At 38.7% G+C, this 26,341-nt stretch carries 26 protein-coding genes and 1 pseudogene; 5 read left to right on the top strand and 22 right to left on the bottom strand.

What is annotated here, in order from left to right; all coding sequences use genetic code 11:
• Positions 1-84: 84 nt before the first annotated feature.
• The 4 genes and pseudogenes from HUG20_RS08480 to HUG20_RS08465 form a co-directional block, all read left to right on the top strand.
• Positions 85-846 (top strand): annotated as a pseudogene (locus tag HUG20_RS08480) (DDE-type integrase/transposase/recombinase); the annotation flags it as partial.
• 129 nt (positions 847-975) lie between these two features.
• The gene (locus HUG20_RS08475; RefSeq protein ID WP_200090093.1) at positions 976-2,229 is read left to right on the top strand and encodes a site-specific integrase; all 1,254 of its coding nucleotides are present in this window, start codon (positions 976-978) and stop codon (positions 2,227-2,229) included.
• The gene (locus HUG20_RS08470; protein WP_200090092.1) at positions 2,226-3,185 is read left to right on the top strand and encodes a tyrosine-type recombinase/integrase; all 960 of its coding nucleotides are present in this window, start codon (positions 2,226-2,228) and stop codon (positions 3,183-3,185) included. The genes HUG20_RS08475 and HUG20_RS08470 overlap by 4 nt, the downstream gene beginning before the upstream one ends.
• Entirely contained in the window at positions 3,172-4,191 is a 1,020-nt protein-coding gene (locus HUG20_RS08465; RefSeq protein WP_200090091.1) for a site-specific integrase, read from the top strand. Before HUG20_RS08470 ends, HUG20_RS08465 begins: the two co-directional genes overlap by 14 nt.
• A gap of 78 nt (positions 4,192-4,269) precedes the next feature.
• Here the strand turns inward: HUG20_RS08465 and HUG20_RS08460 are convergent, their stop codons facing one another.
• The 4 genes from HUG20_RS08460 to HUG20_RS08445 all read right to left on the bottom strand — a co-directional run bounded on the left by HUG20_RS08460 (position 4,270) and on the right by HUG20_RS08445 (position 7,255).
• The gene (locus HUG20_RS08460) at positions 4,270-4,986 is read right to left on the bottom strand and encodes a helix-turn-helix domain-containing protein (RefSeq protein WP_343073203.1); all 717 of its coding nucleotides are present in this window, start codon (positions 4,984-4,986) and stop codon (positions 4,270-4,272) included.
• A 281-nt stretch (positions 4,987-5,267) separates the two neighbouring features.
• A complete protein-coding gene (locus tag HUG20_RS08455; protein ID WP_200090090.1) occupies positions 5,268-6,173 on the bottom strand; it encodes an ABC transporter ATP-binding protein in 906 nt (301 codons plus the stop codon).
• Between the two features lie 27 nt (positions 6,174-6,200).
• The gene (locus tag HUG20_RS08450; protein WP_200090088.1) at positions 6,201-7,028 is read right to left on the bottom strand and encodes a tubby C-terminal domain-like protein; all 828 of its coding nucleotides are present in this window, start codon (positions 7,026-7,028) and stop codon (positions 6,201-6,203) included.
• A 32-nt stretch (positions 7,029-7,060) separates the two neighbouring features.
• Positions 7,061-7,255: a hypothetical protein gene (locus HUG20_RS08445; RefSeq protein WP_200090087.1), complete on the bottom strand. Its 195-nt coding sequence runs from the start codon at positions 7,253-7,255 to the stop codon at positions 7,061-7,063.
• 798 nt (positions 7,256-8,053) lie between these two features.
• Between HUG20_RS08445 and ltrA the strand changes: the two genes are divergently transcribed.
• The gene (gene ltrA / locus HUG20_RS08440) at positions 8,054-9,856 is read left to right on the top strand and encodes a group II intron reverse transcriptase/maturase (protein ID WP_200090086.1); all 1,803 of its coding nucleotides are present in this window, start codon (positions 8,054-8,056) and stop codon (positions 9,854-9,856) included.
• A gap of 444 nt (positions 9,857-10,300) precedes the next feature.
• Here the strand turns inward: ltrA and HUG20_RS08435 are convergent, their stop codons facing one another.
• The 18 genes from HUG20_RS08435 to HUG20_RS08360 form a co-directional block, all read right to left on the bottom strand.
• Positions 10,301-10,489: a hypothetical protein gene (locus HUG20_RS08435; RefSeq protein ID WP_200090085.1), complete on the bottom strand. Its 189-nt coding sequence runs from the start codon at positions 10,487-10,489 to the stop codon at positions 10,301-10,303.
• Between the two features lie 186 nt (positions 10,490-10,675).
• Positions 10,676-11,011, bottom strand: coding sequence for a hypothetical protein (locus HUG20_RS08430; RefSeq protein ID WP_200090084.1), 336 nt, complete (start codon positions 11,009-11,011; stop codon positions 10,676-10,678).
• Positions 11,012-11,168: 157 nt separating this feature from the next.
• The gene (locus tag HUG20_RS08425; protein ID WP_200090083.1) at positions 11,169-11,789 is read right to left on the bottom strand and encodes a class I SAM-dependent methyltransferase; all 621 of its coding nucleotides are present in this window, start codon (positions 11,787-11,789) and stop codon (positions 11,169-11,171) included.
• A gap of 250 nt (positions 11,790-12,039) precedes the next feature.
• Entirely contained in the window at positions 12,040-12,882 is an 843-nt protein-coding gene (locus HUG20_RS08420; RefSeq protein ID WP_200090082.1) for a hypothetical protein, read from the bottom strand.
• A 1,091-nt stretch (positions 12,883-13,973) separates the two neighbouring features.
• A complete protein-coding gene (locus tag HUG20_RS08415; protein WP_200090080.1) occupies positions 13,974-15,266 on the bottom strand; it encodes a transposase in 1,293 nt (430 codons plus the stop codon).
• Positions 15,267-15,875: 609 nt separating this feature from the next.
• On the bottom strand, positions 15,876-17,018 hold the full coding sequence (locus HUG20_RS19970) for an ABC transporter permease (RefSeq protein ID WP_425504115.1): 1,143 nt from the start codon (positions 17,016-17,018) through the stop codon (positions 15,876-15,878).
• A gap of 482 nt (positions 17,019-17,500) precedes the next feature.
• Positions 17,501-17,704 carry a hypothetical protein gene (locus HUG20_RS08405; RefSeq protein WP_200090070.1) on the bottom strand — a complete coding sequence of 68 codons (204 nt, stop codon included), beginning with the start codon at positions 17,702-17,704 and terminating at the stop codon, positions 17,501-17,503.
• A 100-nt stretch (positions 17,705-17,804) separates the two neighbouring features.
• Positions 17,805-18,203 carry a hypothetical protein gene (locus HUG20_RS08400; protein WP_200090068.1) on the bottom strand — a complete coding sequence of 133 codons (399 nt, stop codon included), beginning with the start codon at positions 18,201-18,203 and terminating at the stop codon, positions 17,805-17,807.
• Positions 18,200-18,427 (bottom strand): helix-turn-helix transcriptional regulator, encoded by a 228-nt coding sequence (locus HUG20_RS08395; RefSeq protein ID WP_200090066.1) that lies wholly within the window; start codon positions 18,425-18,427, stop codon positions 18,200-18,202. The genes HUG20_RS08400 and HUG20_RS08395 overlap by 4 nt, the downstream gene beginning before the upstream one ends.
• Positions 18,428-18,737: 310 nt before the next feature.
• On the bottom strand, positions 18,738-19,358 hold the full coding sequence (locus tag HUG20_RS08390; protein ID WP_200090064.1) for a LysE/ArgO family amino acid transporter: 621 nt from the start codon (positions 19,356-19,358) through the stop codon (positions 18,738-18,740).
• A gap of 100 nt (positions 19,359-19,458) precedes the next feature.
• Positions 19,459-20,325, bottom strand: a complete 867-nt coding sequence (locus tag HUG20_RS08385; RefSeq protein ID WP_200090054.1) for a PhzF family phenazine biosynthesis protein — start codon at positions 20,323-20,325, stop codon at positions 19,459-19,461.
• Between the two features lie 132 nt (positions 20,326-20,457).
• Complete coding sequence (locus tag HUG20_RS08380) at positions 20,458-20,754, bottom strand: MazG nucleotide pyrophosphohydrolase domain-containing protein (protein WP_200090053.1); 297 nt, start codon at positions 20,752-20,754, stop codon at positions 20,458-20,460.
• A 66-nt stretch (positions 20,755-20,820) separates the two neighbouring features.
• Positions 20,821-21,252, bottom strand: coding sequence for a class I SAM-dependent methyltransferase (locus tag HUG20_RS08375; RefSeq protein WP_200090442.1), 432 nt, complete (start codon positions 21,250-21,252; stop codon positions 20,821-20,823).
• 178 nt (positions 21,253-21,430) lie between these two features.
• On the bottom strand, positions 21,431-22,906 hold the full coding sequence (locus HUG20_RS08370; protein WP_200084121.1) for a transposase: 1,476 nt from the start codon (positions 22,904-22,906) through the stop codon (positions 21,431-21,433).
• A 493-nt stretch (positions 22,907-23,399) separates the two neighbouring features.
• Positions 23,400-23,660 carry a hypothetical protein gene (locus HUG20_RS19130; protein ID WP_246476582.1) on the bottom strand — a complete coding sequence of 87 codons (261 nt, stop codon included), beginning with the start codon at positions 23,658-23,660 and terminating at the stop codon, positions 23,400-23,402.
• Positions 23,657-24,187, bottom strand: coding sequence for a serine hydrolase (locus HUG20_RS19125; protein ID WP_281392538.1), 531 nt, complete (start codon positions 24,185-24,187; stop codon positions 23,657-23,659). Before HUG20_RS19125 ends, HUG20_RS19130 begins: the two co-directional genes overlap by 4 nt.
• 61 nt (positions 24,188-24,248) lie before the next feature.
• Positions 24,249-24,542 (bottom strand): serine hydrolase, encoded by a 294-nt coding sequence (locus tag HUG20_RS19445; RefSeq protein ID WP_281392537.1) that lies wholly within the window; start codon positions 24,540-24,542, stop codon positions 24,249-24,251.
• Between the two features lie 156 nt (positions 24,543-24,698).
• The gene (locus tag HUG20_RS08360; RefSeq protein WP_200090052.1) at positions 24,699-25,931 is read right to left on the bottom strand and encodes an MFS transporter; all 1,233 of its coding nucleotides are present in this window, start codon (positions 25,929-25,931) and stop codon (positions 24,699-24,701) included.
• Between the last annotated feature and the right edge of the window lie 410 nt (positions 25,932-26,341).

The raw sequence follows: 26,341 nt of genomic DNA, 5'->3' as shown, positions 1-26,341 counted from the left end.
TACGTGCCAAGAGGAAAAAGATAGAATCATAGATAACGGATGGCCGGCCATCCTTCAACATTTTTGAAGGGGGAATCCGAATCCATGGATGAACAAACGAAAGAAAACGTGGCTCTATTTCGCTACGGGCTGATCACGCCATTACTCAATGACTTGGTGGAGCGCAAAGACTACTTGGATCAGCAAGCGCAGAAGACGCATGACATGCCGTATTACGGTGAAAAGCAGATTGCCGCAAAGACCATCCTGGAATGGTTGTCGGCGTATCGGCGAGAGGGGTTTGATGGCTTAAAGCCAAGACATCGCGGGGACAAAGGGAATGCCCGACGGTTGTCGCCCGACCAACAGGATCATATTCTCGCTTGTCGTGAAGAGGTGCCGGATATGCCGGTGACCGTCTTTTATCAACAGCTGATCCAAAAAGGTGACATCAACGCCGGGGAAGTGTCCTACGCCACGGTGAACCGGTTATTGAAACAACAGGGCCTCACAGACAAAGAGACCAAAGATGCGCGCCGAAAACGTTTCGCCCACGGCAAAGTGAATGTGCTTTGGCAAGGCGATGTCTCCCATGGGCCATTTATCAGGAAGAAACAAACGTATCTATATGCGTACATCGATGATTGTTCGCGCCTCGTCCCATACGCACAGTTTTTCGATAACGAGAAATTTGACGGCCTTCGTGAGATTACCAAAGAAGCATTGCTTCGCCGAGGGGTTCCAAAAGTCCTATATGCGGACAATGGTAAAATCTATCGGTCGGAAACATTGCAATTCGCTTGTGCGCAGTTGGGAATTACCTTATCACATACGCAACCTTATGATGCCCCTGCAAAAGGTTATGTATAGTAAATGATAATGTAAAGTAAACTAATAAATCTCCTATTTTTCAAAACTTTTTATTGATTTACTTTACATTATCACCCTATATTTTAAATAGGCAGATGCCTAATAAAAAATATAGGGAGGAATTTAATGACGGGTGAAAAGAAACAGACACTTTGTGAAATTACATCGGAGGTGGAGGCTTATTTTAACGAACTTTCATATCACAAAGTGCGAATCAGGGTTTACCAAAATGGTTGGAAACGTCTGAAGCAATTTATGGAAGAGCAGCGAACGGAAATCTTTGATGCGAAGGTGGGCGATGCATTCATAACAAACATATTAAATAAAAGATCTTATACGGAACTTAGCAGGAAAGAAAAGGACTTAATACGGAGTACCAATGTGCTTATTGAGTATCAAACCACCGGGATGATAAAATTCCGGTCTGTTCGAAAGGACTATAATTTTGAAGGTGAAATAGGAAACCTTATGCAAAATTTTCTGTCCTATAGAAAGGCACAAGGGATGTCGAAAGACACTATAGCTAGCAACAAATTGTATCTCCATAGATTCTTAAGCTATCTTAATTCGAACAAAATATTGTCTCTTTCTGGTCTTGACAAACAACACATTCTGGGATTTATTAATGTACTTGGCTTTTCTTCTAAGTCGACAATACACTGTACGCTTAGTTCCATACGTGGTTTTCTAAGATACTTATTTGATAATCAATATTTAGATTATGATTTAACGTATCTTGTACCTAAAAGTAGCTATAAAAAAGAAGCACGTCTCCCTACAACCTATACAAAAGATGAAGTAGAACGGGTATTGGCCACTGTAGATACAGCCAGCCCTAAAGGTAAAAGAGATAAAGCTATGATACTATTGGCAGCCAGACTCGGATTGAGAGCCTCGGACATCTGTGGCTTAAAATTTGAAAATATACTTTGGGAAACCAACACTATACATCTAATTCAAAAGAAAACCAAAGAAAAATTAGAGCTCCCACTTTTAGTTGAGCTTGGAAACGCTATTATCGATTACCTTAAATACGGAAGGCCTGAATCAGATCTTCCATATATATTTTTACGAGCTGGGCAACCATATGACAAACTTGAAGAGCCTACGCTTCATAGTATCGTTTCCTTTTATCTAAAACACGCAAACATCAGTAATATTGATCATAAAAAACATGGTCCCCATGCATTGCGGCACAGTCTTGCGGGAATTCTTCTGGAACAGAAGACACCCCTTCCAGTTATTTCAGAGGTTTTAGGACACACCAATACGGAAAGCACAAAAACTTACCTTCGGATTGATTTGGAATCCCTTCGTGAATGTGCGCTGGATGTACCAAAAATTCAATCACCCCATTACCAGGGGGGTGAACTGAAATGAAATTATCAGGGGTTAATACGTATTTGATAGAGCAATATATAGCATTTAAAAGAAATATGGGCTATGCCTTAAGTGATACTTATACTTTCAAAATGTTTGACGATTTTACAATCAAAAATGAATCAACTTCAGTCGGCTTGACAAAGGAATTGGCAGACAAATGGATAGAAAAACGCCCGAATGAATCTGATGTCACCAGGTATAAACGAATTAATGATATAGCCAACTTCTGTATATACCTGAATCAGCTGGGATATCAGTCTTGCATTCCGAGAACGCCTAAAAAGTATCAATCAACTTTCACACCATATATTTTTTCAAAAGAGGAGCTAAAATCTTTCTTTACTGCATGTGATACGATAAGGGTTCATCGTAATTCTAATATGAAGTATATTCTTCCTGTCGTTTTCCGTGTAATTTACGGCTGCGGGTTAAGGATAAATGAAGCATTGTCCCTTAAAAATAAAGATGTGAACCTTGACGAAGGTTATATTATGGTTCGGGAAACGAAAAATGGAAGTGATCGAATACTCCCCCTTTCCGATTCTTTAATAACTATTTGTAAACAATACAATCTTCATTTATCGTCAAACGGCTCCGAGGATTACTTTTTTATACAGTGGAATGGTAGCCGGTACGCTTCGGACACAGTATATAAGTGGTTTCGTAAAATTCTCTGGGAAGCTGGGATTTCCCATGGTGGGAAGGGTTTGGGGCCAAGGGTACATGATCTTAGACATTCATTCAGTGTGCATTCATTGGCAGAAATGTCCCGTAAAGGAATGGATTTATACTATTCTCTCCCGATTCTTTCCAAATACTTGGGTCACAATTCATTGGAAGCTACCGACAAGTATGTCAGATTAACCTCGGATATGTATCCGGAATTAATTCAAGATGTAAACAAGCTGTGTTCATACTTGTTTCCGGAGGTGAAGCCAAATGAAGCCCACTGATTTTTCCTATTATCTAACGAGGTTTCTGACTAAATACCTTCCAGGCGAAGCCGGCGCAAGCACAAACACCATAGCCTCCTACAGGGACTCGTTTATTCTTTTTCTTCGCTTCTTAAACGATGAAAAGGAAATTCCCGCGGATAGTTTGACCTTGAATATGGTAACCAAACATATCGTAGTGGAATATCTGGATTGGATGGAAGACGTACGTAGATGCAGCACATCAACAAGGAATGTGCGACTGGCAGCTATCCACTCCTTTTTTAAGTATCTTCAATACGAGAATCCAGATCATCTATTGGAATGGCAGAAGATCCTTTCTGTTCCAGTCAAAAAGACAAACAAGAAAGCCATAAACTATCTAACCCTTGATGGAATAAAGCTACTTCTAAAAATGCCAAATTTAGAAACAATAGCCGGACGTCGAGATTTAGCTTTATTAACACTAATGTATGAAACGGGTGCCAGGGTACAGGAAATAATAGATTTAACGCCATCAATGGTTAGGTTTGATAAACCCTATACAATAAAATTGATCGGTAAAGGAAACAAAGCCAGGATTGTACCTTTAATGGATCCTACTGTACAGATACTAAGGCGATATATGGAAGAACAAAGTCTTTTGAGGAATTCTTCGAATTTATATCCTCTGTTTTTCAACAAGAGGAAGGAGAAACTGACAAGAGCCGGGGTAAACTATGTATTAACCAAATACAAAAATTTAGCACGTGAAGAAAACAAAACATTGATTCCAGAAGTGTTTACCTGCCATTGTCTCAGACACTCAAAGGCAATGCACTTGCTTCAAGCCGGTGTAAATCTTGTATATATAAGAGATATTCTTGGTCACAGTTCTGTACAAGTGACAGAAATCTATGCCAAAACAGATTCAAAACAAAAAAGAGAGGCGATAGAGAAAGCATACACTGATGTAGCACCTTCTGAGGCACCGGAGTGGCAAGAAAATGAAAATCTATTGACTTGGCTGCAAAGTTTCAATAATTGATAGTGGTAATGTAAAGTAAATCTCGCATAAATTAATTAATATGACCACAAGAAAAGGTTTACTTTACATTATCATTTACTATACATAACCCTTGCTCTGAGGGTCTGCTTTGCGACAGATGTACATGGTTAATTTCCTCTCCTCGCGATACGCCTGAAATGCCTCCGTCAAGATCAAATCCCCAGCATTTTCGCTCACGACAAGCAAGGCATCTTGGTCATAAACGATTTCATAAGGCATGCCTCCAAAAGCATGAAAGGCCTTCTCGTGGCAGTTAATCACATCTTTTGTTGTAAAAGGCCTGTCCAGCCACTCGACAAATTTATAGCGCGAGTGCGAAAGAACGAATGTAATGAACGTGAGCTTCATCTCCTTGCCGTCAGCTGTTTTTTGGACGGTGTGACCAAAGTCTACTTGAGCCTGTTCGCCCATCGGTGGATCTGGAAGGCTTTGAAAGTCGCGCGCCTCCGCCGTTTTAGGAATGTTGTATGTTTCACGAAGCTCATTGACATACAGACGCACGGTGCTTTCGCCAACCTTGAGATTCGAATGTCTTTCAAATAACCAATCATGAATTTGTGATGCGGATAGATCCGGATGTTCACTGAGCCATGTTTGGATGAGCATTTCATACGGATCTAACTTTTTCTTTCTGGTTTGAGTTGAGGCCATCCATTCACTCATTTCTTCCGGAGATTTTTCGAGATACTTGTAGACCGTCGTCCTTGAGATGCCTAGCTTTCTGGCAATTCCTCGAATCTTGAACCCTTGCTGTTTTAATTGATAAATATCCATGTACACGTGCCACTTTTCCACCTTTCCGTCTCCCCCATTGCTGTATGTAGTAGAAATGTTCAACATCTAAGCATTATACAGGAATGGTGAAGCAAAAATTTCAAGATCAGGGGAGAAAAATTTTCGAAAGCGAATGGAGGGCTGCCCCTCGGGGCAGCCCTCCATTCGCTGCTACCCCCTGCCAGAAAGTGTTCATTTTTATTTAGCGGAAACTGTCTACTTTAGTTTAGCAGTCACAACATTTCTTTTCTTAATTCAGCTTTTATTAATCTATTCATATTTTATTTACCTTTTCCAGTCCTTGCTGTTAATTCAAGGTATCTGTCTTCAAGGTTGTGTGACTTTTCTTCAAACCCATAGATATCAATCTGATGATTAACTAATAATCGTATAACCTCAGGTATTTCCTTATAATCACATTGAATAAAAAGTTGTTCGTTCTTAATCATTGAGTTATATTGGTTTTGTCTGAGGCAATTTAACGCTGATTGTAATTGAACAGTTTTTATGTTATACATCTTCTCTGATGTTTTATTTACATTCTCCACAGCCAATAGATCACTGTTTTTTATAATGCCGATTCGATCACATATGAGTTCAATTTCACTCATTAAGTGACTCGATACAATAATTGCTTTTTTCTTTTCTATTGCAATTCTTCGAATATATTGCCTTATTTCTCTTATACCGACGGGGTCTAGACCATTTGTTGGTTCATCGAATATAAGGACTTTAGGGTCGTGTAACATAGCTTGAGCAATCCCTAATCTTTGCTTCATACCAAGAGAGTAAGTAGAAACTTTATCATTTATACTGTCATGAAGCCCAACTATATCTATCATCTCTTGGATATTTTTAAACGTCCCACCACTTATTTCTGCAAAAAATTTCAAGTTTTGATACCCAGTCATAAAAGGATACATCTCGGGCTTTTCAACTATTGCTCCAATATTTTTTAATGCTTCTTTTTTATTAGTAATGATACTATGTCCACAAATCCTCACATCTCCACTGGATATATTAATCAAACCAACCATCATACGGATCGCTGTTGTTTTACCAGCACCATTTGGACCAATAAATCCAAATACTTCCCCGCCACTAACATTAAAATTTAATTCTTTGACCAAATGTTTTTTTCCAATTTTTTTATTTACATTTAATATCTCGATATTATTTTCCTTCATCACATAACCTCCGGAAAGTGTGGTATACTATTTTATCCTTGTAATGATTTGCTGGTAAACTCCTACTTTTTCTATAAAGGAGATATATGGATCTTTCACATCATCTATTAAATGTTTTCGCCCTCTACTTTCATCCCTACCTTTTTTACCCATACCTATAAATGATCGTTCACTATGGAAAACAGGGTTACCTTCTTTGCCTTTTAGGTAAATTAATGTTTTAGTTCCAAATTTCGAGGTTTCGAGTACGTATGTTTTTCCTTCTACGTGATAGAAACACTTAAATGATAATCCCCTTTTTAAATTTTTCATCCCAGTTTCCATCTCTAATATTGCATGCTCTTCTCTGTTTAGGAAAACCTTCCACTTATACCTACGTAACGACTTTCTAATAGGCATTGTTTGAAAATAGACGATGTCTTCCCCATCTGCCAATTTTATTAGAATATTGCTATAATCCATAAATCCTGTTACACTTGTTAATTTTTCCCAATTATTCTTGAAACGTATGTCTAATATAGCACTCGGATGCCCTTTTTTATTAAATATACGCACCGGCTGATGATCTAACTGGTGAAGTGGCTCCTGGTATATATACTGGTTTTCATTGAGTTCATCATGATTATTTTTTTCTCCTACATTTTTTTCATTTTCTAGATTCCTTTGTGCTTTTGCTCTTGCTGATATAGTGTATAATCTCCATCCTATAAGAACTGCAACAAATAAAATAAACCCACCAACTAAAGCAGGATACCCAGACATTAAATCTCGATTTTGAACAGTTGCAAGAAACGGTTCAACGACAATTAACACCATAAATGCTATAACTAAAGTAAACAGTTTAGATATTCTCAATAACGTCAACCACCTTAATCACTTGATTACATTCAGGACATCTGTCTAGAATATACATTGTCTTGTAATTCTTGCTCATTGACAAAGTTTATGAAAGCCTCGGTTCCTTCAACAGATGTATGCTCAGCACTTAATCCTAGTGCATCTTGTACTTTTTCGTGTGAAGAAAGTTTAGAGATTTCCTTCGCATTATAAACTTTATGTGTTTTCAACGTAACTTCAGCCAAATTGATCGCCTCCGATGAATACTGTTATTCAATTAAATGGCCTCTTTTCCGCAAGAAAGGCCATTTATTCTTATTCCGCAAAAGCGCCACGCTCGACAAGTTCTGTTATAAACGCTTTATAGCGCGAAATACAGAGGGTTTTAAAAGACACCCTAACTTTACAACCGAGGATGGGAATGACGGAACCACGTTTCCCGAAACCATCCCGTCAATCCTCCTGCATGCGTCGTAACGGACAGGTTACGGGGTTTGAAGTACAGGTAGATTCGGCAGAACGAAGGCTGGAGCCACTCGGGAAAAGAGAAGGTATGCCGACGGATATGCCGCACGGCTGAAAAACTGGATAGGGTGAGAATGGTTTCCACAGAAGGAAACTGACGAACGCCCGAATATACAGGTCTAGATTTTGACTATAGGGAAACCTATAGGCCATTTAACGATGGCGTGAGTGGTGTGAAGTAAAACTAGGCGCTCTGAAACACGCTATACCGAACAACGGCGGTATCCAGCTCACAGGCTTAGAGGGAACACCTACGTCCAGTATCTAAAGCTAAGTTGTAAGGGACTTGGAAAACAAGGACCATTGAAACAAGGACTGTCATCCGAAATGGTTGCTATAAGACTTAATGTCGAAAGGCATTTATCCTTGCGAGGGTAGGGGCATGACCAAGGAAGCTCCTGTAATGGGAGGGGAGGAATAGCCCCAAGTCTAGCGAATGGAACGATCATTTTCCAAACGTGCATTGCATCGATCGGGTAAGAACGTGGGAACATCACTCTTTCGGGAGGGATGCCACAATGCAAGCTTTACGTTATTGGGATTACTACGATATGACGGAAACATTTACGGATTTGTATGAAAAGTCCATCGAACGCCAAAGCTTTTCTCGTCTTTATGATGTCATCACAGCACGGGAAAATATCCTTTTAGCCTATCGGACCATCAAATCCAACAAAGGTTCAAAGACATCGGGAACCGATGGGAAAACCATCGCCGATTTAAAATCGTGGTCGGAAGAAGAATTAATTACTGAAGTCCGAAACAAACTCAAAAACTATTGCCCAAAGAAAGTCCGAAGGAAGTGGATTGAAAAAGATAACGGAAAATGGCGACCACTGGGTATTCCATGTATACTCGACCGTATGATCCAGCAATGTTTTAAACAAGTGCTGGAACCGATTGCGGAAGCGCAATTTTACAATCACAGCGATGGATTTCGCCCTCTTCGGTTTGCCCATCATGCAATGGCAAGAATCCAAACGCTGATCAATACTGCCCAGTTCCATTTCGTGGTAGACATTGATATAAAAAGCTTCTTTGACCATATTAACCATACGTTACTCATTAAGCAACTATGGCACTTGGGCGTGCAAGATCGAAAAGTCTTGGCTTGCATTTCGAAAATGCTCAAGGCGGAAATTGATGGAGAAGGTAAACCTACCTGCGGCGTACCGCAGGGTGGATTGTTATCAACTTTACTTTCAAATATCGTGTTGAATGATTTAGACCAATGGGTCGCCGGTCAATGGGAGTTCTTCCCTTTGTCAAAGCCCTATCAATCCAAAGTTGGGGAAAGAAATGCCAAGAAACGCAGCCGACTCAAAGAAGGTTACCTTATCCGTTATGCAGATGACTTTAAAATCCTCTGTAAAGATGGGGAAACGGCACAGAAATGGTATCATGCGGTTCGCTTATACCTGAGAGATCGTTTGAAACTGGATATATCGCCAGAGAAATCCCATATTGTGAATATGCGGAAAAGGGAATCGGAATTTCTCGGGTTCACCATCCGTGCGGATAAAAAGGGCAATAAGAGAGTCGCGCGTACAGGGATCAAAGCAAATAAAAAGCAGAAAATCAAGCAAAAAGCGAAAGAGCATATTCGAAGGATCAAAGCTTCACCTTCTGCACTCAATGCGCTCCTTTTCAACAGTTTTGTTTCAGGACTTCATCATTATTTTAGACGAGCCACAAAAGTAAATCTAGAGTTCTCACGTCTTGCCTATGATCTACAAGCCTATATCTATAACCATCTCAAGCCGGTCGGGAGATACGAACATCCTGCCAATCCGCCACCAGTTTATCATAAGCTCTATAGTTTGGGTTTCAAAACGTTCAAAATCGCCGGTGTGTATTTATTTCCACTTGCCGACGTGAAAACGGCGAACACTAGGGGGTTTACTCCTGCGCTTACGCCTTACACGAAGAAAGGCAGGGAAGGCATACACAAACAGCTACGTCCTGATATCCAACGTGAGATTGGCGTTTTGATGACCTCAACGCTTCCGAATCGAAGTGTGGAGTATATGGATAATCGGATCAGCCGATATAGCATGAAAATGGGGAAATGCGAAATCACAGGCAATGACTTGCTGGCTTCAGACGTCCATTGCCATCATTATACCCCAACATGTTTAGGTGGAACCGATCAATTCAACAACTTACGAATCCTTCATAAAGATATACACCGACTCATCCATTATACCGACAAAGAGAAGATAAAGATGCTCCTCCGTCGGTATAGTATTACTGCATCTATGCTTGAAAAGATCAACAGATATAGAGAAAACTGTAGATTATCAAAAATCGAGCAATCCTAAACACGAAAGTAACGGGGAACTTATGGTCAAGTATATGTCGTTAGATGGAACGCGGAGTGCTGGGAAACTAGCACGCTCCGTGTGGAGCAGGGGAAAAGCCGGAGATAACGTCAAACGCTTACCTATTGCTGACCGTTTGCGGTATAAATTGTATTAAACAATCAGGAACAAACCAAGACCTGAAAAAGCCCACTCCAACGATGATTACAAATGGCCGAGCTAAGGAAAAAGGTAAATTGTAGATTAACAGTGTAAGCCATTCAATCTCAAACAAGAAGTTGTCACCACGTCTTGGTTTTAAGATCTTTATGACTCATTTTCTTTGCTCCTATGGCAAGTACACCCCATTTAAGAACAATGCACCTAAAATAATGTTCAACCCCCAATCTTGCCGAATTCATAGATACAGGCGATGATTTTAAACAATTACGCTCGTTTGCCTAACTAATGCTTTTGTTCATCGTTCTGCTTTTGAGATATTTTTTTGTTTCCAATAGCCAACAAAATTATAGCTAAAACAAAAAACAACATACCAATGAAAAATCCTAGTCCTGAATCAAGAAATACTAATTGAATGATCATACTAACTCCAGCAAGGAAAAAGCTCATTTTCATTAAAATGTTGTAGACCATCATGAAGACCCCTACCTTTAATTATTCCGAAAAGCGTGATCCTGGTACAACTTTTATTCCGCAAAAGCGCCCGATTGCGGTATAGTTAAATCATTCTTTTTCAAGTAGTACATTGATCTTTCGCTGGTAGCATTCTACTTGCAACAAAAACCAACACATACCACAAAATATTCATCATCCATACTGTCATGATGAAGGTTGAATTAGAATAGAATAGAATACTGTCCATAAAGATATTTCAATGCCAAGTGCATTATATTCTAAAGCCAAGAAAGTCGATAGCATCACATTATTTGCAGCATGTGCTCCAATCGCAAATTCAGATCCATTGAACATAATAACTGAATATACATTGTCTTGTAATTCTTGCTCATTGACAAAGTTTATGAAAGCCTCGGTTCCTTCAACAGATGTATGCTCAGCACTTAATCCTAGTGCATCTTGTACTTTTTCGTGTGAAGAAAGTTTAGAGATTTCCTTCGCATTATAAACTTTATGTGTTTTCAACGTAACTTCAGCCAAATTGATCGCCTCCGATGAATACTGTTATTCAATTAAATGGCCTCTTTTCCGCAAGAAAGGCCATTTATTCTTATTCCGCAAAAGCGCCACGATTCTGGAATAGTCCAGTTCTTTTATAAGCTGATATAGTTACACGGGTACCAATATTTAGACGTGATTATTTTTTAATGATGAATACGCCACCACAATGAGAAATCGGATAAAACTGGCACTCGCTCTTTAATGAAGAATTAATTTCATCGTAAACAAAATAAAATTCGTCATCATCCCAGTTATCAATATTATTTAAACGGCATTTTTCAAGTTCATCCCTTGTTTCAAAAGAAACATCACCAATCAAAATTTCACCATTCTTTTTAAGAAGAGATAGCAAATTGGATATGAACGATATTTTTTCTTGATCTCCAAGATGATGCAAGGTATATGTGCTTATAATTGAATCATATTTGTTACCAGTAATTTCAGGTGGTAGACCATTTGAAATATCCCACTCTAACAAATTTGCATGAGGCATTTTAGTTTTTGCAATAGCAAGCATCTCAGATGAAAAATCTATACCATCAATTTGGTGTCCATTTTCATATAATGCACTTGATAATACCCCTGTTCCAAACCCGACATCTAAAACTGTAGAATTTCTTTTCTGCATCGCTTCATCAAAAATTGTATTAAGGATTTCCTTGTATCCTGCGAAGGGATAACGATCCTTTTCATCGCTAACCTGAACTGTTTCATCATAGTTATCTGCCCATAAATTAAACCCTTTATTGTTTAACATAAAAACTCTCCCAATCCCAACATAGTGATGTTCCACAATATGTTTTGAGAGCGCAATCCCTGTTACTCCAGAATCGCGCTTCTATTGTGGAATATTGTTTTCCGTGAAAATACCCTTTGAAGCATTTTCAAAGGGGTAAACCTTTGCAAACTTTATTTTGAATCCCCACAGGGTATCTCGCTTGAGCCCTAAAATAAGTATTACAGCAAGAAAACATAATAAAAACGATTCCTGTATTGGAAAACTTTTGTTAAATGGATTTTCCATCGGTTTGTTCTTTTTTGTTATTTTCTTCAATTAGTTCATTAATTATATTGTAAATTAGAGTAAACCTCCGTTGTTTTCTCAGTGTATCTTTCATTACCGTTACTATTACATATAAGGTACTAATGATTAATGTGAAACCTGAGATTTCTATATTTAGTACTATGGGAATATAATCTCCACTAATTATTCCTTGTAAAGCAAAAACTGATAAGACTAAAAATAACCCTAAAACTGTTTGTACAATAGGTTTTTTGTTGTTAGTAGTTAAATTGCCATAGTAAGCTCTCATCATCCTTAGAGTATTATCACCCTGATTCCACTCATAACAATATTCAATTATACTATCTCTAATAAAATGCAAATTCCCACTAACATCAATACTGTTAATATGATTACCTTTATATTTATCTTTCTTTTTCTCTCTAAATTCTGTATGGGAAACATAACTAGAAATCGGATCGTCATTGTCATTCATTTCGCTAATCCAATCTGCAATGAACGGATATTTTACCCTAGGTCTTTTAATTTCATCAGAATCTAATGCTGAATTAAAGATTGAATATACATAGTAAATTATAATGGGACTCAAAGCTAATACTAATGAATTTACAAAAAACTCGTTATCTTGAAATATAAAAAATGAAATAAAAAGCAGGAAGATTGCTGTCACAGGTACAACATGTTCAATTAATACACTTAAAATTTTAATATTTCGTCGACTCTTTAATAATTTTTGGAATTCTGGATCTTCCTCTAACCTTTCTATTTCTTTTTGTAATCTGGGATCATCGTGAGATGGTTTTTTCTTTAAAAAATTCACCCTCATTTCAAATTACCTCCCCCTTGTGCGTTACAATTTAGCCAAGATAAAGCCTAAACCACAACAAAAGTCTATCATAATCTATAAAATGTCTCTGTTTATTTTACCCGTTTCAGCACCAATTTCCAAGTTTTTTCAGTAATATAACAATAACCTATTGATTTTAAAATCATCATATCCAAGGTATAGCTTTAAAATAAAGTTTGATCAAAAATACCTCACAAATCCTTATTAGCATAAACAGAAAAGTCCATTTTTGAAAAAAGAGTGATCAAAATAGGTTCTTTCTTCGTGAGGTTTAATTTCTATACAAAAGTTTGATCGATTTCTAATGCGTCATCAACAATCGCGACTCGATTACGGTACTTTTATTTAGCCATTCGTAGATTCTTCGAGCTTTGCTTTTTTGTATTGTTGTACGAGGATAAACATAACTACTATTATTGGTGGAATAATCGTTACCACATATGTAATACTTAGAGTGTTCATCGCTAAAACAGCCATTATAATTAGTAATACAGAGAAAAAACACTTGATAAGATAAGCCATGCTTTTAGAGTTTTCACCTTAGTTTCCATAACATCCTCTCTCGATACTTATGCCAAAAATACGTTCATTTCAGAATTATCAAAGACCTAATCCCCGCCCCTTTTGACAAACTCTTAAGCCATCCCCATCTTTGTTGATCCACATCAAGAGCGAAATAATCAAAGATCACTACAACTATAATTAAAAGAATCACTAAGAACGGATTAACCACCCCAATCACACCTCTTTCAAGTCAGAGTTATTCAACAATCTGGCCTCGATTGTTGAATAGTAATTCTTACATTTCCACATTAACATCAAAAACCTTTACACAGCTAATTATTTTAATTGTGAGCTTTTTGCGTTGTAAGAATTTTTTCGTTTTAGGCGTAAAGACAGCACCAGGTTTTACCTAGCTTTTTTGCTAAAATCGCTTTGAAATTCCCTTACACGAACAATAGTCGGTATTGATCGAATATTGTTCGGTTTTATGCTCTAAAAAGGACACACAGGTATCCTGTTGTCCACAGAGCCTTTTTAAAAATCCGCCTTCTCCACATGTGGATTACTCAGGACACCAGGCTTCGCATTTTTTCCGGTCGCCCTTCCTGGTTATGACCGATAGCCATTGCCAACATGGTGCACAGGGCTAACCCGGTTTTCATTTTCATCTTCTTTTGCCCGCGCGTGGTATGCTGTTCGAAGCCAAAAGAAACATCAAGCCGGCTGTTCACGCGCTCCACGGCCGTTCGTTTCGCGTATTCCTTCTTCCATGTGTAACTGGCTCGATCGATCGGTGTGAATATCCGACGGTCTTTTTTGAGCGGAATCCGAATCCCTTGGGCAACCGGACACTCCGCTTGCCCTTCACAGGTGATGCCATATTGCTTGGCCGGGCAACGCTTCTTGAGGTTTTTCCGATCTTTTTCGAAGCCTCCATTTGCCATCTCGCGCTCTTTCCCGGTCGCTGGGCAGTGGCAGTACACCGTACCTTTGTAATCATGAGTGACATTCTCAATGTCCATTAATTGACGGGTTTCATCGCCATCTTTCCACATGTTCCGGATATCAATCACAGGCTTGATACGATGATCATCCCACAGCCTCTCAAGCATTTTGGTGTCATCGTAACCGCGATCACCGGCAAGTGTTTCTGCTTGCTCCAAGATCCAAGGCCGTTCCTTTGTCAGATCCTTGATCATATCATGACCGGCGTTAATATCGGGAACCGATGCTTTCGTGACTGAATAAGCCACAGGCAACTCATAGGCCGCATCAACGATCAGATGGATTTGATAGCCGAACCATTTAACGACTTTAGTCCAGATCGTCCCGTCTTTGTGCTTCCCCTTATACGCTTTCTTTCCAAAATCGGCATCGGTATCACGGCGCCCGTCGGGGTCCTCATGCTTATTTTTACCCTTTGCAAAAGATTCGACCGCCTTGCCATCGATCGCAAGCGACTTCCCGAAATCAGGAAGGAGATCGCTCAACTGTTCCACCATCGTTTCAAAGATCGCTTCTACCTTTGATTCGTGTGCCAAAAGCTTTTTGAGGAAACGCGTATACACATAAGCAGGGGGAACGTTATGAAGGCCACACAATGCACGTAGTTGCCCATTGCGGCTCAATTCCCGACGTAATGATTCAATCGTTGTATGCTCAAAGACAACCCCTGCAAGCATCGAATTCCAAACCGCGCGAACAGGGTAGTCATTGCGGCCTTTATATCGTTCTTTCTCCAACGTTTTCATCAACGCTTCATCCGGCAAATAGTCCAGCACCAAACGTAAACGTTCTAAATCTCCGAGATCCTCAAGATCTTCCCACGAAAATAAACTCATTTGTGGTATAATACCCATAACAGGTGACCCCTCCATTCCAGTGTTCAATTGTTTGGCTATAACCATTGTAACCTACTGGCGGCGCGGTTTCACCTGTTTTTTATGCTTTGGGGTCGATTTTTCAAACATAATGCTTTTGGACGTCGCTAAGCCCATGAGTATATTGAATTTTGGGGGAAAGTTTATTTTCTCCTTACCCTTAGCCGTTACGTGGCAAGGATTCTGGAACAGCGCAATTAGCTCATTGTATGTAACTGTTCTCCATTTCAGTGACGAAACAATGACGACTTCATCACTTTATATGCTCTTTATGGTCAATACCTTTTCCAAAAGTGGTGATTTTCCTCGGTTTCATTCATAAATATTGCTTATATTTCTCTTATTTTCCCATGGTAAGGATGAGGTCGCCGGTTCGAGTCCGGCAGGAAGCTCCAGTATAAATACTTTCATAGTGCGGGTTCCAGGTGTTTACCGAAACTCGCATTTTTAATGTTCTGGGGTCAACTGGCAACGGATTGGCAACGTTTCGCACGGTATAATAGTCCCTTTATTCAACAATCGCGCCCTTTAACGGAACAATAGATCTACCCTTATCAAGCTAATGCACTCCGTTAATTGAATACCACGCTATTTTTTAGTGGCATTTCCTGAGACATTGACTCTCTTTGATACAAAGAAATATACAAATACATAAACAAATACACTTCCAATTATAAGGTTGAATACGTTAGCAGTAGAAGTAAGCATGAACGTTGCGAAATATAGAATAAAAAATTGAGTATATAGCATGACCAAGACAAACTTTAAGAAAGAATCTTTTATCTGAGATTTTGAAATAGGATAAAGTGTGACATTTTGCTTCATTTCATGTTGCAAAGGAATTACTTGAAATCCTGTCATAATTAGAATTAGGAGATTAAAAACCCATCCACTTGTTGGTATTACATAATTAACAAATATGCCAATTACAGTCAGTCTTAAATAAAGGTAAAAGTAATCATTATATCTTACAAATAATTGTGAATATAGATATACGAATGTATTACTCTGTCTATATGAGATACATCTTTTCAGAATCATTGTGAGCAATCGTCTACGCCGAAAAGAACGTTTAAGATTAGGGACATCTATGAAAAAATTAATAAATTTGTAATTTCTTACTAAGGCACTTTCTTCTTCATCTATTAGCCACTGCCAATTTAACTTTCTTTTTTTTCTTGTAAAGTAAATCAAATACACGAAATTTATACTCATTAATGCAAGTACATAAATCCAGTCATTTCCAAGCAAAAAATAACACATTAAATATAGTAAAAAAAATCTATTCAACCTATGTAACACAAGTTGTACATGGCTATCTAACCATTGCTCAATCCACTTCATTAAAATGTTATAAGCAGCAACCCCCACTATAATAAAAAGAAAGAGAAGATTTATACTAGTTGCGTGCAAAAATAAGGATAAAAAAACAGTAAAGAAACTTACCAATTTAATAACATCAATAACAAAACTATACATAAGTGATTTAATAAAATAGTTCTTCAAACGCCATTCTAATGGCAACAAAAAGGGGATATCTGCCCTTTTAACAAAAGTGCGAACTTTTGATCGCATTAAAATGTAGGTTACAAATAGTGATACGATTACTTCAACAGATAGTTGAAGAGGTAACCACTGTAGAAATAAATTAAAATAATAAATAAAAATACTGCTTATGATCAGAAAAAAATAAAAAACATTTGCTCCAATTATTGAATAGTATCTGAACATTTTTTTAGAATATTCCTGTACCCTTAAACCCCATAATGTTTTTATATCCATTAGTACACCCATACCTTTATTGAATACTATCCCAATCCTTTATTAAATGTAACGTATATGCTCATTTTCCTTTTTACATAAAGATACCACAAACGACCGCTTATGGTACTGATGAACTTGTATGGGTCGTTCTTTGAATTCACCTTGCTGTAACCCCATCTATGAAGTATTGCACTCCTCCGTGGGCAAGCAGATCATACACCAGGTCTACGTACTGTCATATTTCACCAAACAAAACACTCCAAAAATGAGTTTTTAACTCTCACTCTTGGGGTGCGGTACCAAATAGTAGCCGTTTTTCATTTAATTGCCCGATTCTGGCATAACTTTTATTTACAAAAGCGCCTCGTTTGCGGTATAAATTTATGTCTCCATTCAACAACTTTGTATGCTTGCTATTACTCTGGTTTTTTCGTTTACTAGGAGCTACTTTAATTCTGTACGAATCCATAATAAACAAATACCATTACTACGTTAATAACAAATAATCCAAAGGATCTCCCCTTTTCTCCACTCAAAAAACTTCCCACAGCAAAAATCGCACAGATAACGGAAAGAATAATAACCGCCCAAAATGCAATAGGTTGTAACGCTGGTAATCCTGTCGCCAAAAATAGCTCAGTGATAAAAAACATATTAATCCCCTCTTTTAAAAATATAGACTAAGACGAGGAGCGAAACCCCTCACCTATTACTGACTAAATGTATCGTCTCTTGGAATAAGATCGATTCTTGTTAGTAAACCTTACTGTAATATAATAATGACAAATACATTGTGATTACGATTGCACTAATTAACAAAGTGAACATCCATGTCGCAGAAAGCCCAAATATGACTGTCAGGCCAAATGCCACTACGATTAATCCTAATGTGATAAACATAGATGTCTTCATGGCTTTATCCTTAATTAGCACCGATCGTTCATCTTTTGCAATCAATTGTGGATAAAGGTGGTACATGACAAAACTAAGGAAGGCCATTGCTGCATTCACATATGTTTGCGAACTGGGTACCGATGAAGCCATAAAAGCTACAAATAGATAAAATAACGTGAGCAATGAAAAAAATACGCCTAACGGCAGAAAAGTTCTTCTTTCAAATTTTCGATATTTTTTCTGCGTACGGCTCTTCATCTGTATCGTCCTTTCGTCGTTTCATGATGATTATCTTCAAACAAAAAAACCTCTTCAATCGTCGCTCCAAAGAACTTGGATATCCGATAGGCAAGTTCAAGCGAGGGATTATATTTTCCTTTCTCAATGGAAATAATCGATTGCCTTGAGACATTCATTTGTTCGGCTAAATATTCTTGAGAAATCTGCAGATCCTTTCTACGATGTTTAATGTTATTTTTCATCCATGTATCTCCCTCTCTATAGGGATGTATATTCCCATTTTAACGTAAAGTTTCATTTACGTAAAGCTTTGTTTACATTATCTAAAACAGGTTACTCATTGAATGATTTTTCGAGCTATTTTACAGAAAGCTTGTATAAAAAAAAGTAACCAGTGCTGTGAACCCTGGTTACTAATAATCGGTTTAATTATTCCAGATAATGGCCCTTGAATAAAGACATGAGATTAGCCCTTTTCCGCAAGATTGGCGCTGATCGTTATTCCGCATAAGAGCCTTGTTTGATGAAGATCGTGGCAGATGAACTGTAGTGTTAAATTATCAGATACAGCTGATATCCTAAGTAAATGGCTACCCCCCAGATAATCACTGCGGAAATTTTATTAATAAGAACAGTTATCTTCCCTTCCTGATCGATCGTTCGAATGGTTTTTCCGATCATTACTAACCCAAGAAAAGAAATCCAAGATACAGCTATACAGGCGACTGTAAACCCGATTAACTCGGGTGCTGCTGAATATCTTAAAGAGTTGGTTCCAATAACTCCTACCGTATCAAGCACAGCATGTGGGTTCAAAAGGGAAACAGATATAGCGAATAGGATTTGTTTTTTTGCACTCATAGCACCGTGCTGTTTATTCACTTTTACTGGATCACTGGCCCATATTGTCCATCCAATGTAAATAAGGAAAAGGAATCCAGCAGCAAAAAATATCACTTGAAAAACAGGGACAGTCATGACGATGAGTGACACACCTAGAACTGCGAGAATAATTAAGATGGTGTCACAAATGGAAGCTGTTACCACCGAGGGCATCGTATGCCGTAACTTTTTGTGAGCAGCCCCTTGATTAAAAAGGAATATATTTTGCGCTCCAAAAGCTAAAATTAACCCAAAGGATAATACGAATCCGTGTATGATAGCACCAAACATAACTGGTTCCTTTCATATTTCCATCGTTCAAATACATATATGGAAAAAATAGGTGAAATGCTATTTGACTTTATTATACATTAATATCGGCAACACATATTTATTCTCCTATATTTATCTGTCCTTCTACACAAGTCACTGCATGTCCTCCAAGAAGTATGTCTCCGTTTTCTTGATAACGTATCTCCACTCGACCATCTCGCCCTACACAATACCCTTGGCTAGCAATGTAACTTGAATCACTTATAAGTTGTAACTGTCTGACCATTGTCGCAACACAGCCATTGCCACTACCACATACAGGGTCTTCAGGTACCCCTTCACTAGGAGCAAATGAACGCACTTCAAACAGTGTATCTGTATTTGTTGATGTTCTTCCAAAGACAGTGACACCAGTTACATCAGCAGGAGTCAAAGCAGTTAGCTTCTCCATATCCGGTTTTAAACGTCGTACCATTTCTTCATCAGAAAGCTGTAATGTCATCCATACTGCTCCAATATCGATAATGAGACTTGCCTTTACATTGTTTGAATCTACTCCTAAAGCATTTGCAAGATCATTAACGTCCACATGATCTATAGATCTTACATTTGATTCAGGCAAAGTAAAAAACAGTTTATCCCCTTCAGAAACAATGGTAACAAATCCGATTCCACTCTCCTGCACCAAACGCCCCGATATCTTTGGCTTAAGCCCATTTTTAAGTACAGCAAAAGCTGATCCCAACGTAGGATGACCAGCAAAAGGCAGTTCATTATTTGGGGTAAAAATGCGTAGTTTATAGTCTGCTTGTGAGTCTGTAGGTTTACACACAAAGGTCGTTTCCGATAAATTCGTCCAATTTGCTATTGATTGCATTTCATCTGAAGACAAATCATTTCCATCAAGCACAACAGCAACAGGGTTACCTTTAAATGGAATATTTGAAAACACGTCTACTTGTTGAAACGGAACCTGTAATTTCATTATACTGCCCCTTATGAATAAAAATTCTCCAACGATCTAAACACCAAAAAATAGAATCATTTTTCCTTTTCCCTTATTAAATCTGACTCAAGTCAGGAATAGAGATTGCTCGATTAAAGTGTTTATTGTAAACTACCATGTTCTACTCTCATTTATTTTCATTTTCTCCGCGAATGCTTGTGATAAGTCAATATCAAGTTTGTTGGCAAGGTCAAACACATTCCAGACCACATCAAACATTTCCATCCCAAGATTTGTTTTCGCCTCTTCTTCGTTAACATTTGGATTAAGTTTAAGTTTAAGCAATTCATCCGAAATCTCACCAATTTCACTGACTAGAAATTGATAACGCTGTTCTACGGTTAATTCTTCGAATCCTTTTTGTCTACTGAACTCTTTTACGTAATGTTGAAATTGCGCAACATCCACTAATAAATCACCCTTCTCACATTCTTCAACCGTTCATTTCTTAAATAAAATTATTTTGTGTAAAGATTATTTCATAGCTATGCAAAACATTTCTGCAAAATCATTTGTAATTGTGCTCTGCCGATCTTTTTTCACGTCATATTTGAGTCTTTCACACCCCTGTTTATAATCTTCGTCGTTTATTAACGTAAGTACGGATATACCTCTATTTTCAGCGTGATCCAAATAATCAGCAGCTTTTACTTCTTCCATTCGATAGCCAATCTTCAACTGTGCTTTAAATCCCAAGTTTGATAATTCATTAAATATGGTCACTTTACTCCAATATCTTTTCACATCTTCATCATAAGCTGAGGGAAAGTAATAATAAATCCACCATTTGGGCATGTCATGAATAGATATATTATGTAGCTCATAGATACCGCCATTTTTCAAAATACGGTGAATTTCAGTCAAGACTTGATCTTTATTTTTAAAATGATGTAAAGCATGGTTGATATAAGTGAATAATTATGGTATTTACACTAATAGCCTCTCGGAATTAGAAGGCGACGGGGGTGGTTCGAGGCAAGAAACGGATAGACAATAGGCCTAAAATGGTTTGAAGCATATGGAAATGAAAACCATTTTCAAAAAAGGGCATACGTGCAGAATTTTGGATGTCGTTTTTTAAAACTTAAGCAGCGGCAGGGCAGATAGTCGTTTTGAGCTGGTTCCAGTCGTCTTTTTGGCTTTCATACCAGGCGTCTATGTGTTGGCAGATCATAATGCCATAAATACGCATGTACCACATCATCGTTGATCGGTGTCGACCGGCTTCCAGTTGATAATCATTCTTCTCGCGTTTGTTTGTCCGTTCGCTTGAAGTGCGGCGTTTGTAGATGTCTTTCCACGCTTGAGAATCGCGTGGCGTTTTGGGAAACAAACGCAGGTTGTCACTTGATTTCGTGTGATAGGTCCGGCCGTATGTCGCGTCCGAACACCCGCAGGATGGCGTGCAGCGCCACTTCCTGCGATTCTGGGATTTGTCGAAGCCATTTGGTTTCATTTCACGACCGTTGGGGCAGATGGGAATGCCCTCGGGTGAAATCTGAATATCACTGTTCGTTTCGATATTCTTTTTGCTTCTGTTGTTCAAATCGATGAAAGGCTCGGTACCTTGCTTATCCAAGAGCTCATAGATAGCCTCGGCGTCATGAGCGGCATCGAGAAGCATACGATTCACGGATCCCAAGGTGTAGCGTTGGTTGAATTCAACCGCGCTCGCGACCAAACTGACGGCATCATGCCGGGATGCCGGATGCAGACGTGGATACAATGGCAGGTCATGCGGGCTGTCCGCGGCCGCTAACATATAGAGATGATAGCCGTTAAAGTACTTCTCACGGGAGCTGTCCCATCCACCGTCACAATCCGGCTGGGAATAGATGCGATGATGATGGCAGCCATAAATCCCGTTCGCGCGACAATCACAGGTCGGTTTGCTTCGCCGGTAAGCTTGCGTGACAACAGGCGTACCATCCCCGGCGACACTGAGCGCATCAGGATCTCCGATCAGGCCTAGGTCCGCAGAAACCTTTAAGATATTCTGTTCGAAAAACTGAAAAAGTGGGTCGCCGGGCAATGGTTTGACGATGTCCATATGGCGTTCCGACCATCGTGCGAAGCGTTCGACTTTACCCGGTTTGTAATTGGCTTTTTGGCCTTTCTTTCCTTTTTGGCCCTTCTTCTTGTTCTTTTTCGGTTTTTGCTTCTTGGGTTTTAAGTTTTTGGTCGCCTCGGGCCAGAGGCGCTCGATAAACTCATAGAACGTGCCAACCCCGGGGATATCATCAGGAGAAAAGCCGCTCAAGATCGCGTAAATAGGTGTGCGTTTCATTTCGTTGATCCATTGGGTGATCCCGATGCCGGGATTTGTGAACAAAAAGACGAGATAGGAACGCAACATGGAAGCCGGATCGCGGGGTTCTGGCCCTTGATCCGCATACTGCTCCATCAGTTGGCCGGTAATGCCTGAAAGGTCGGCTTGCCAACATTTGAGGATGAGCGGCCAATCCTGACTCAAATGGATAATGGAGCGTCCGTAGTGTTCCTGAAGTTGTTCAAGGACAAAGGTTTGATACGTGTCATGAGGAAAAACCGTTGGTTTCAAAAGAAAACCCCCAAAAATCGTAGTAAAGGAAAATACATTCCCTTCACCGGCGATTATGAGGGTGATTTGAAAAAGTCAAGGGCTTACAGACCCAATTATAAAAGAAATTTTCGTGATTCACATGACTGGATTTAAAATTGAAAAGATAAAAATCTCCTACCGAAGGTAGGAGGATAGCAAAATGGGTGCGACAAGGAATCCCTTGCCGCGCCAGCCTTGGCGAATGCCGAGAGGCTATACTAGCTAGCGGAGGAAAAACACGGAGACTCCTGTGGGAAAGCGCAGGGCGAAGACCCCGCAGAAAAAAGCGAACTTCTTTTTTCGAGGAGGCTGAGCGCAAGCCCACGGAAAGCGTAGTGTTTTTCCGTAGCGTTTATCATCAATTACACCTATTTGTCAACCATAGGTTTTAGTGTTGACCCTTTAGAAATTGAAACAAAAATGCAAAACCTGCAAATTGTACTAATCAAACAAAAACATCTGAGAATAACCCCTATAAAGCTTGTGCATTATGAAGCTTGTCAAGTTTCTTTTGCCAATTCGAACTATCCGTTACAACCGCTAACTGAAAGGCGGATACACTATTGGAAAGTTTTGTCGTCTCATAACCATGAACATCGTTGAAGAAGATCGCTACCTCCGTTTTGTTTTCCTGTTTGTCTTCCGCATATAACGCATAGGTAACAATTTGAGCCGTTGATCCTCCCTTTCCACCTAAATGGTGAAATTTTTCTTGGTTTTTCGGATGTTTCATTGGCCATTCCAAAATAGGTCGAAGTATTCCCTGCACGGCCTGCGTAAAATAAAATAAGTCATTGATTTTTTGCAAACAACATATTCTGATGTTGTGGAACGAATATCTCTTTTAGAGGCTATCTGATCAAATGCCATATTATGCCATGCTTTTACATTCACCTGTTCTTTGTAAAAACCGTCGTGGTCTTGGCTTAACTTTGTATGAATATTTATCGCCTCTTCAATGTATGCCTCTTGAGACATTTCTTCGATGAAGGTTTGTACTTTTTTTGCATCTGTTTTCTTAAATATATTCAGTTTATGTTTTTGTGCGATCTCATATGGAATAAGAAGACTTGATACCAAAGAAGGGTAAAGTTTTTCGTGTTTCGGTAATTGAAGTTGTTTTAGATTGTCGTTCATTCGGGCAAGTCCTAACCGCATCATCAAATATTCCGTGTTGGCATTGGAACTGTGGGAAATCATTCCTTTAGCAATCTCTTCTAATGAAACGTTTCCATTTTGGAGAAGTTCCTTCGATTCCATCGACTTTAACCACGTTTCATGCGCGCCACCGTCCGTTCGCGGAATATAATAACGGGCAAGATCATCCGTGTTTAATCCTCTCTTCCGGATCAATCTCTCCGTTAGCCACCTGATGAGCACACTCAATAGCTACGATGATCTTAACTGTACTCGCTAAAGGACGCAATTCATCCGACTGAACATCGGCAAGATCTCTTCCATTTCTCACAATAGACAACGATGCTCGCTTTGGATTCTTGGCAATAAATTTTAAAACGTAATCTGCATCAGGCTTTTGCGTCCATCGATGTAACCAGAAGAATCCGATTGCTAACAATAAGAATACTGCAAGCCCTGCTGCGATGATATATATCAACTTAATCTTCCCTTCATTAATATTTTCATCAGGAGTTATTCCGTTAAAGGTCTCGATTCTGGCACAACTTTTATTCCTTTCGCCTCCCTTAAAAGAATAAAGATAAGTCACATATAAGCTGGTATGCAGAATTATATGCGACGTCTAACCTTACCTTTATCCAACACTTCCTTCATCCATTTGTTTTTGGCTATAGTATTTACTTTTCGAATTATCAAATACAACTAGATTAATCATTAATCCTAAAGTCAAAAATACAAATGAACCAATGATATAAACTGGACGAATTTCAAATAGATCAGCTGAAACCCCAATCACTGCCGTGAGTAAAATTATTAGCACAGCTTCTAAAATACCTAGAACACTCGAAAACCTCCCCATAATGTTTACCGGGACATTATTTTGATAAAAAGTTAAAAAGCCTGTGTTTGCGAATGACAGGGCAAAGGTTAGAGTGAAAAAGCCTATAGATGCAAAAATAAAGTCATGCGAAAACGCAAAAATTAAATAACCAACCGGCGTAAAGATAGCACCAACGCCGATTAATATATTTAGTTTTAAGTTTTTAACGAATAAAGCATTTATTAATGAACCAGCTATGATGCCTATTCCCGCAATACTCACCAAAAATCCATACGCACTTTCAGATAAGGAAAGCACTTCAGTTGCAAATGCTGCCTCTAAAGAATCTAACGCGGTCATAAATACAGTCATTCCACTAAAGAGAATGTACACCAACGTAATGTGCAAATTTGATTTACCAAAACGAAGAATTTGCTTCCAATCATTTCTTATTACTTTTACATTTACTTTTTCCGACATTACTGATTGTCTTCTTAATTCCAAGTTCGGGAGCAAAAGGATGATTAAGGCTGATATACATAATGCAAGAGCATTTAATTGGATAGCTAAATACGGGGATCCTAAAATAAACAGAAAACCTGCAATTGAAGGCCCTAATATAAAACCACTTGAATTAATGAAATTTCTAAGTGCATTAAATCTTTGACGATTTGTTTTAGGTATAAGCTTCGTCATGTAGACCATGGATGTAGGCTCAAAAATTGAACTTGCAATATTGATGATGAAAACAAATACATAAATGAAAATAAGAGAATCCATATATGGAAGCGAAAATATGAATATCGCTCTCATGAAGTCTAAGAAAATCATCAGATTCCTCTTATTTAATCTATCGATAAAACTTCCCGACCAAAAATTAGTACATATAGTGGCGACTGGTATAAGGATGTACAGAATCGATACCGCGAGTGGCGAGCCTGTCATATCCAAAACAACCAAGTTTAGCGAGATTAAATAAACCCAAGCACCTAAATTTGATACACCAATACCTACAAGAAGCAATAAGGGACTTTTCCACCGCTTCAAATCTCACTCCCCCCTAAATTCGATGTTTTGAAACAACAAAAAAAGAACCTCTCCTCCTAGTCATTCGACTTGAGGACGAGACTCCTTGAATTTAGAAGTTCGCGGTGCCACCCCAGTTTGTTCTTGTGTCACCACAAAAACCTTTTCAAGTACGCCTGCAGTGTATACTGTAGGATATACTCTATCTCTATAACGGGAGATACCGGCACATCATCAATCGTCATAATAACAGTATCCTCTGTGCAGCTCCAAGGTTTGGTTCCATGTACCTGTACATCCTCCATCGCAGCAAACGGAGTTCTCTGTCATGCTTAGCTACATGTACTCCTCTCTTCATCGCTTTTTAGTATGAATATATTGTACTACAATTCAAATCGTTTTAGAACAGCGCCCGAAGGAATCAGCTCAAT

Source organism: Salicibibacter cibi, from assembly GCF_016495865.1.
Taxonomy (GTDB): Bacteria; Bacillota; Bacilli; order Bacillales; family Marinococcaceae; genus Salicibibacter; species Salicibibacter cibi.
This window is presented reverse-complemented; position numbering and strand designations above follow the sequence as displayed.

Excerpts from the sequence above, each read along its gene's own strand:
- HUG20_RS08475 (WP_200090093.1), top strand. The coding sequence starts at position 976 with ATGACGGGTGAAAAGAAACAGACACTTTGTGAAATTACATCGGAGGTG.
- HUG20_RS08470 (WP_200090092.1), top strand. The coding sequence starts at position 2,226 with ATGAAATTATCAGGGGTTAATACGTATTTGATAGAGCAATATATAGCA.
- HUG20_RS08465 (WP_200090091.1), top strand. The coding sequence starts at position 3,172 with ATGAAGCCCACTGATTTTTCCTATTATCTAACGAGGTTTCTGACTAAA.
- HUG20_RS08460 (WP_343073203.1), bottom strand. The coding sequence starts at position 4,986 with ATGGATATTTATCAATTAAAACAGCAAGGGTTCAAGATTCGAGGAATT.
- HUG20_RS08455 (WP_200090090.1), bottom strand. The coding sequence starts at position 6,173 with ATGAAGGAAAATAATATCGAGATATTAAATGTAAATAAAAAAATTGGA.
- ltrA (WP_200090086.1), top strand. The coding sequence starts at position 8,054 with ATGCAAGCTTTACGTTATTGGGATTACTACGATATGACGGAAACATTT.
- HUG20_RS08435 (WP_200090085.1), bottom strand. The coding sequence starts at position 10,489 with ATGGTCTACAACATTTTAATGAAAATGAGCTTTTTCCTTGCTGGAGTT.
- HUG20_RS08425 (WP_200090083.1), bottom strand. The coding sequence starts at position 11,789 with ATGTTAAACAATAAAGGGTTTAATTTATGGGCAGATAACTATGATGAA.
- HUG20_RS08420 (WP_200090082.1), bottom strand. The coding sequence starts at position 12,882 with ATGAGGGTGAATTTTTTAAAGAAAAAACCATCTCACGATGATCCCAGA.
- HUG20_RS08415 (WP_200090080.1), bottom strand. The coding sequence starts at position 15,266 with ATGGGTATTATACCACAAATGAGTTTATTTTCGTGGGAAGATCTTGAG.
- HUG20_RS19970 (WP_425504115.1), bottom strand. The coding sequence starts at position 17,018 with ATGTTCAGATACTATTCAATAATTGGAGCAAATGTTTTTTATTTTTTT.
- HUG20_RS08405 (WP_200090070.1), bottom strand. The coding sequence starts at position 17,704 with ATGTTTTTTATCACTGAGCTATTTTTGGCGACAGGATTACCAGCGTTA.
- HUG20_RS08400 (WP_200090068.1), bottom strand. The coding sequence starts at position 18,203 with ATGAAGAGCCGTACGCAGAAAAAATATCGAAAATTTGAAAGAAGAACT.
- HUG20_RS08395 (WP_200090066.1), bottom strand. The coding sequence starts at position 18,427 with ATGAAAAATAACATTAAACATCGTAGAAAGGATCTGCAGATTTCTCAA.
- HUG20_RS08390 (WP_200090064.1), bottom strand. The coding sequence starts at position 19,358 with ATGTTTGGTGCTATCATACACGGATTCGTATTATCCTTTGGGTTAATT.
- HUG20_RS08385 (WP_200090054.1), bottom strand. The coding sequence starts at position 20,325 with ATGAAATTACAGGTTCCGTTTCAACAAGTAGACGTGTTTTCAAATATT.
- HUG20_RS19130 (WP_246476582.1), bottom strand. The coding sequence starts at position 23,660 with ATGAAACATCCGAAAAACCAAGAAAAATTTCACCATTTAGGTGGAAAG.
- HUG20_RS19125 (WP_281392538.1), bottom strand. The coding sequence starts at position 24,187 with ATGGAATCGAAGGAACTTCTCCAAAATGGAAACGTTTCATTAGAAGAG.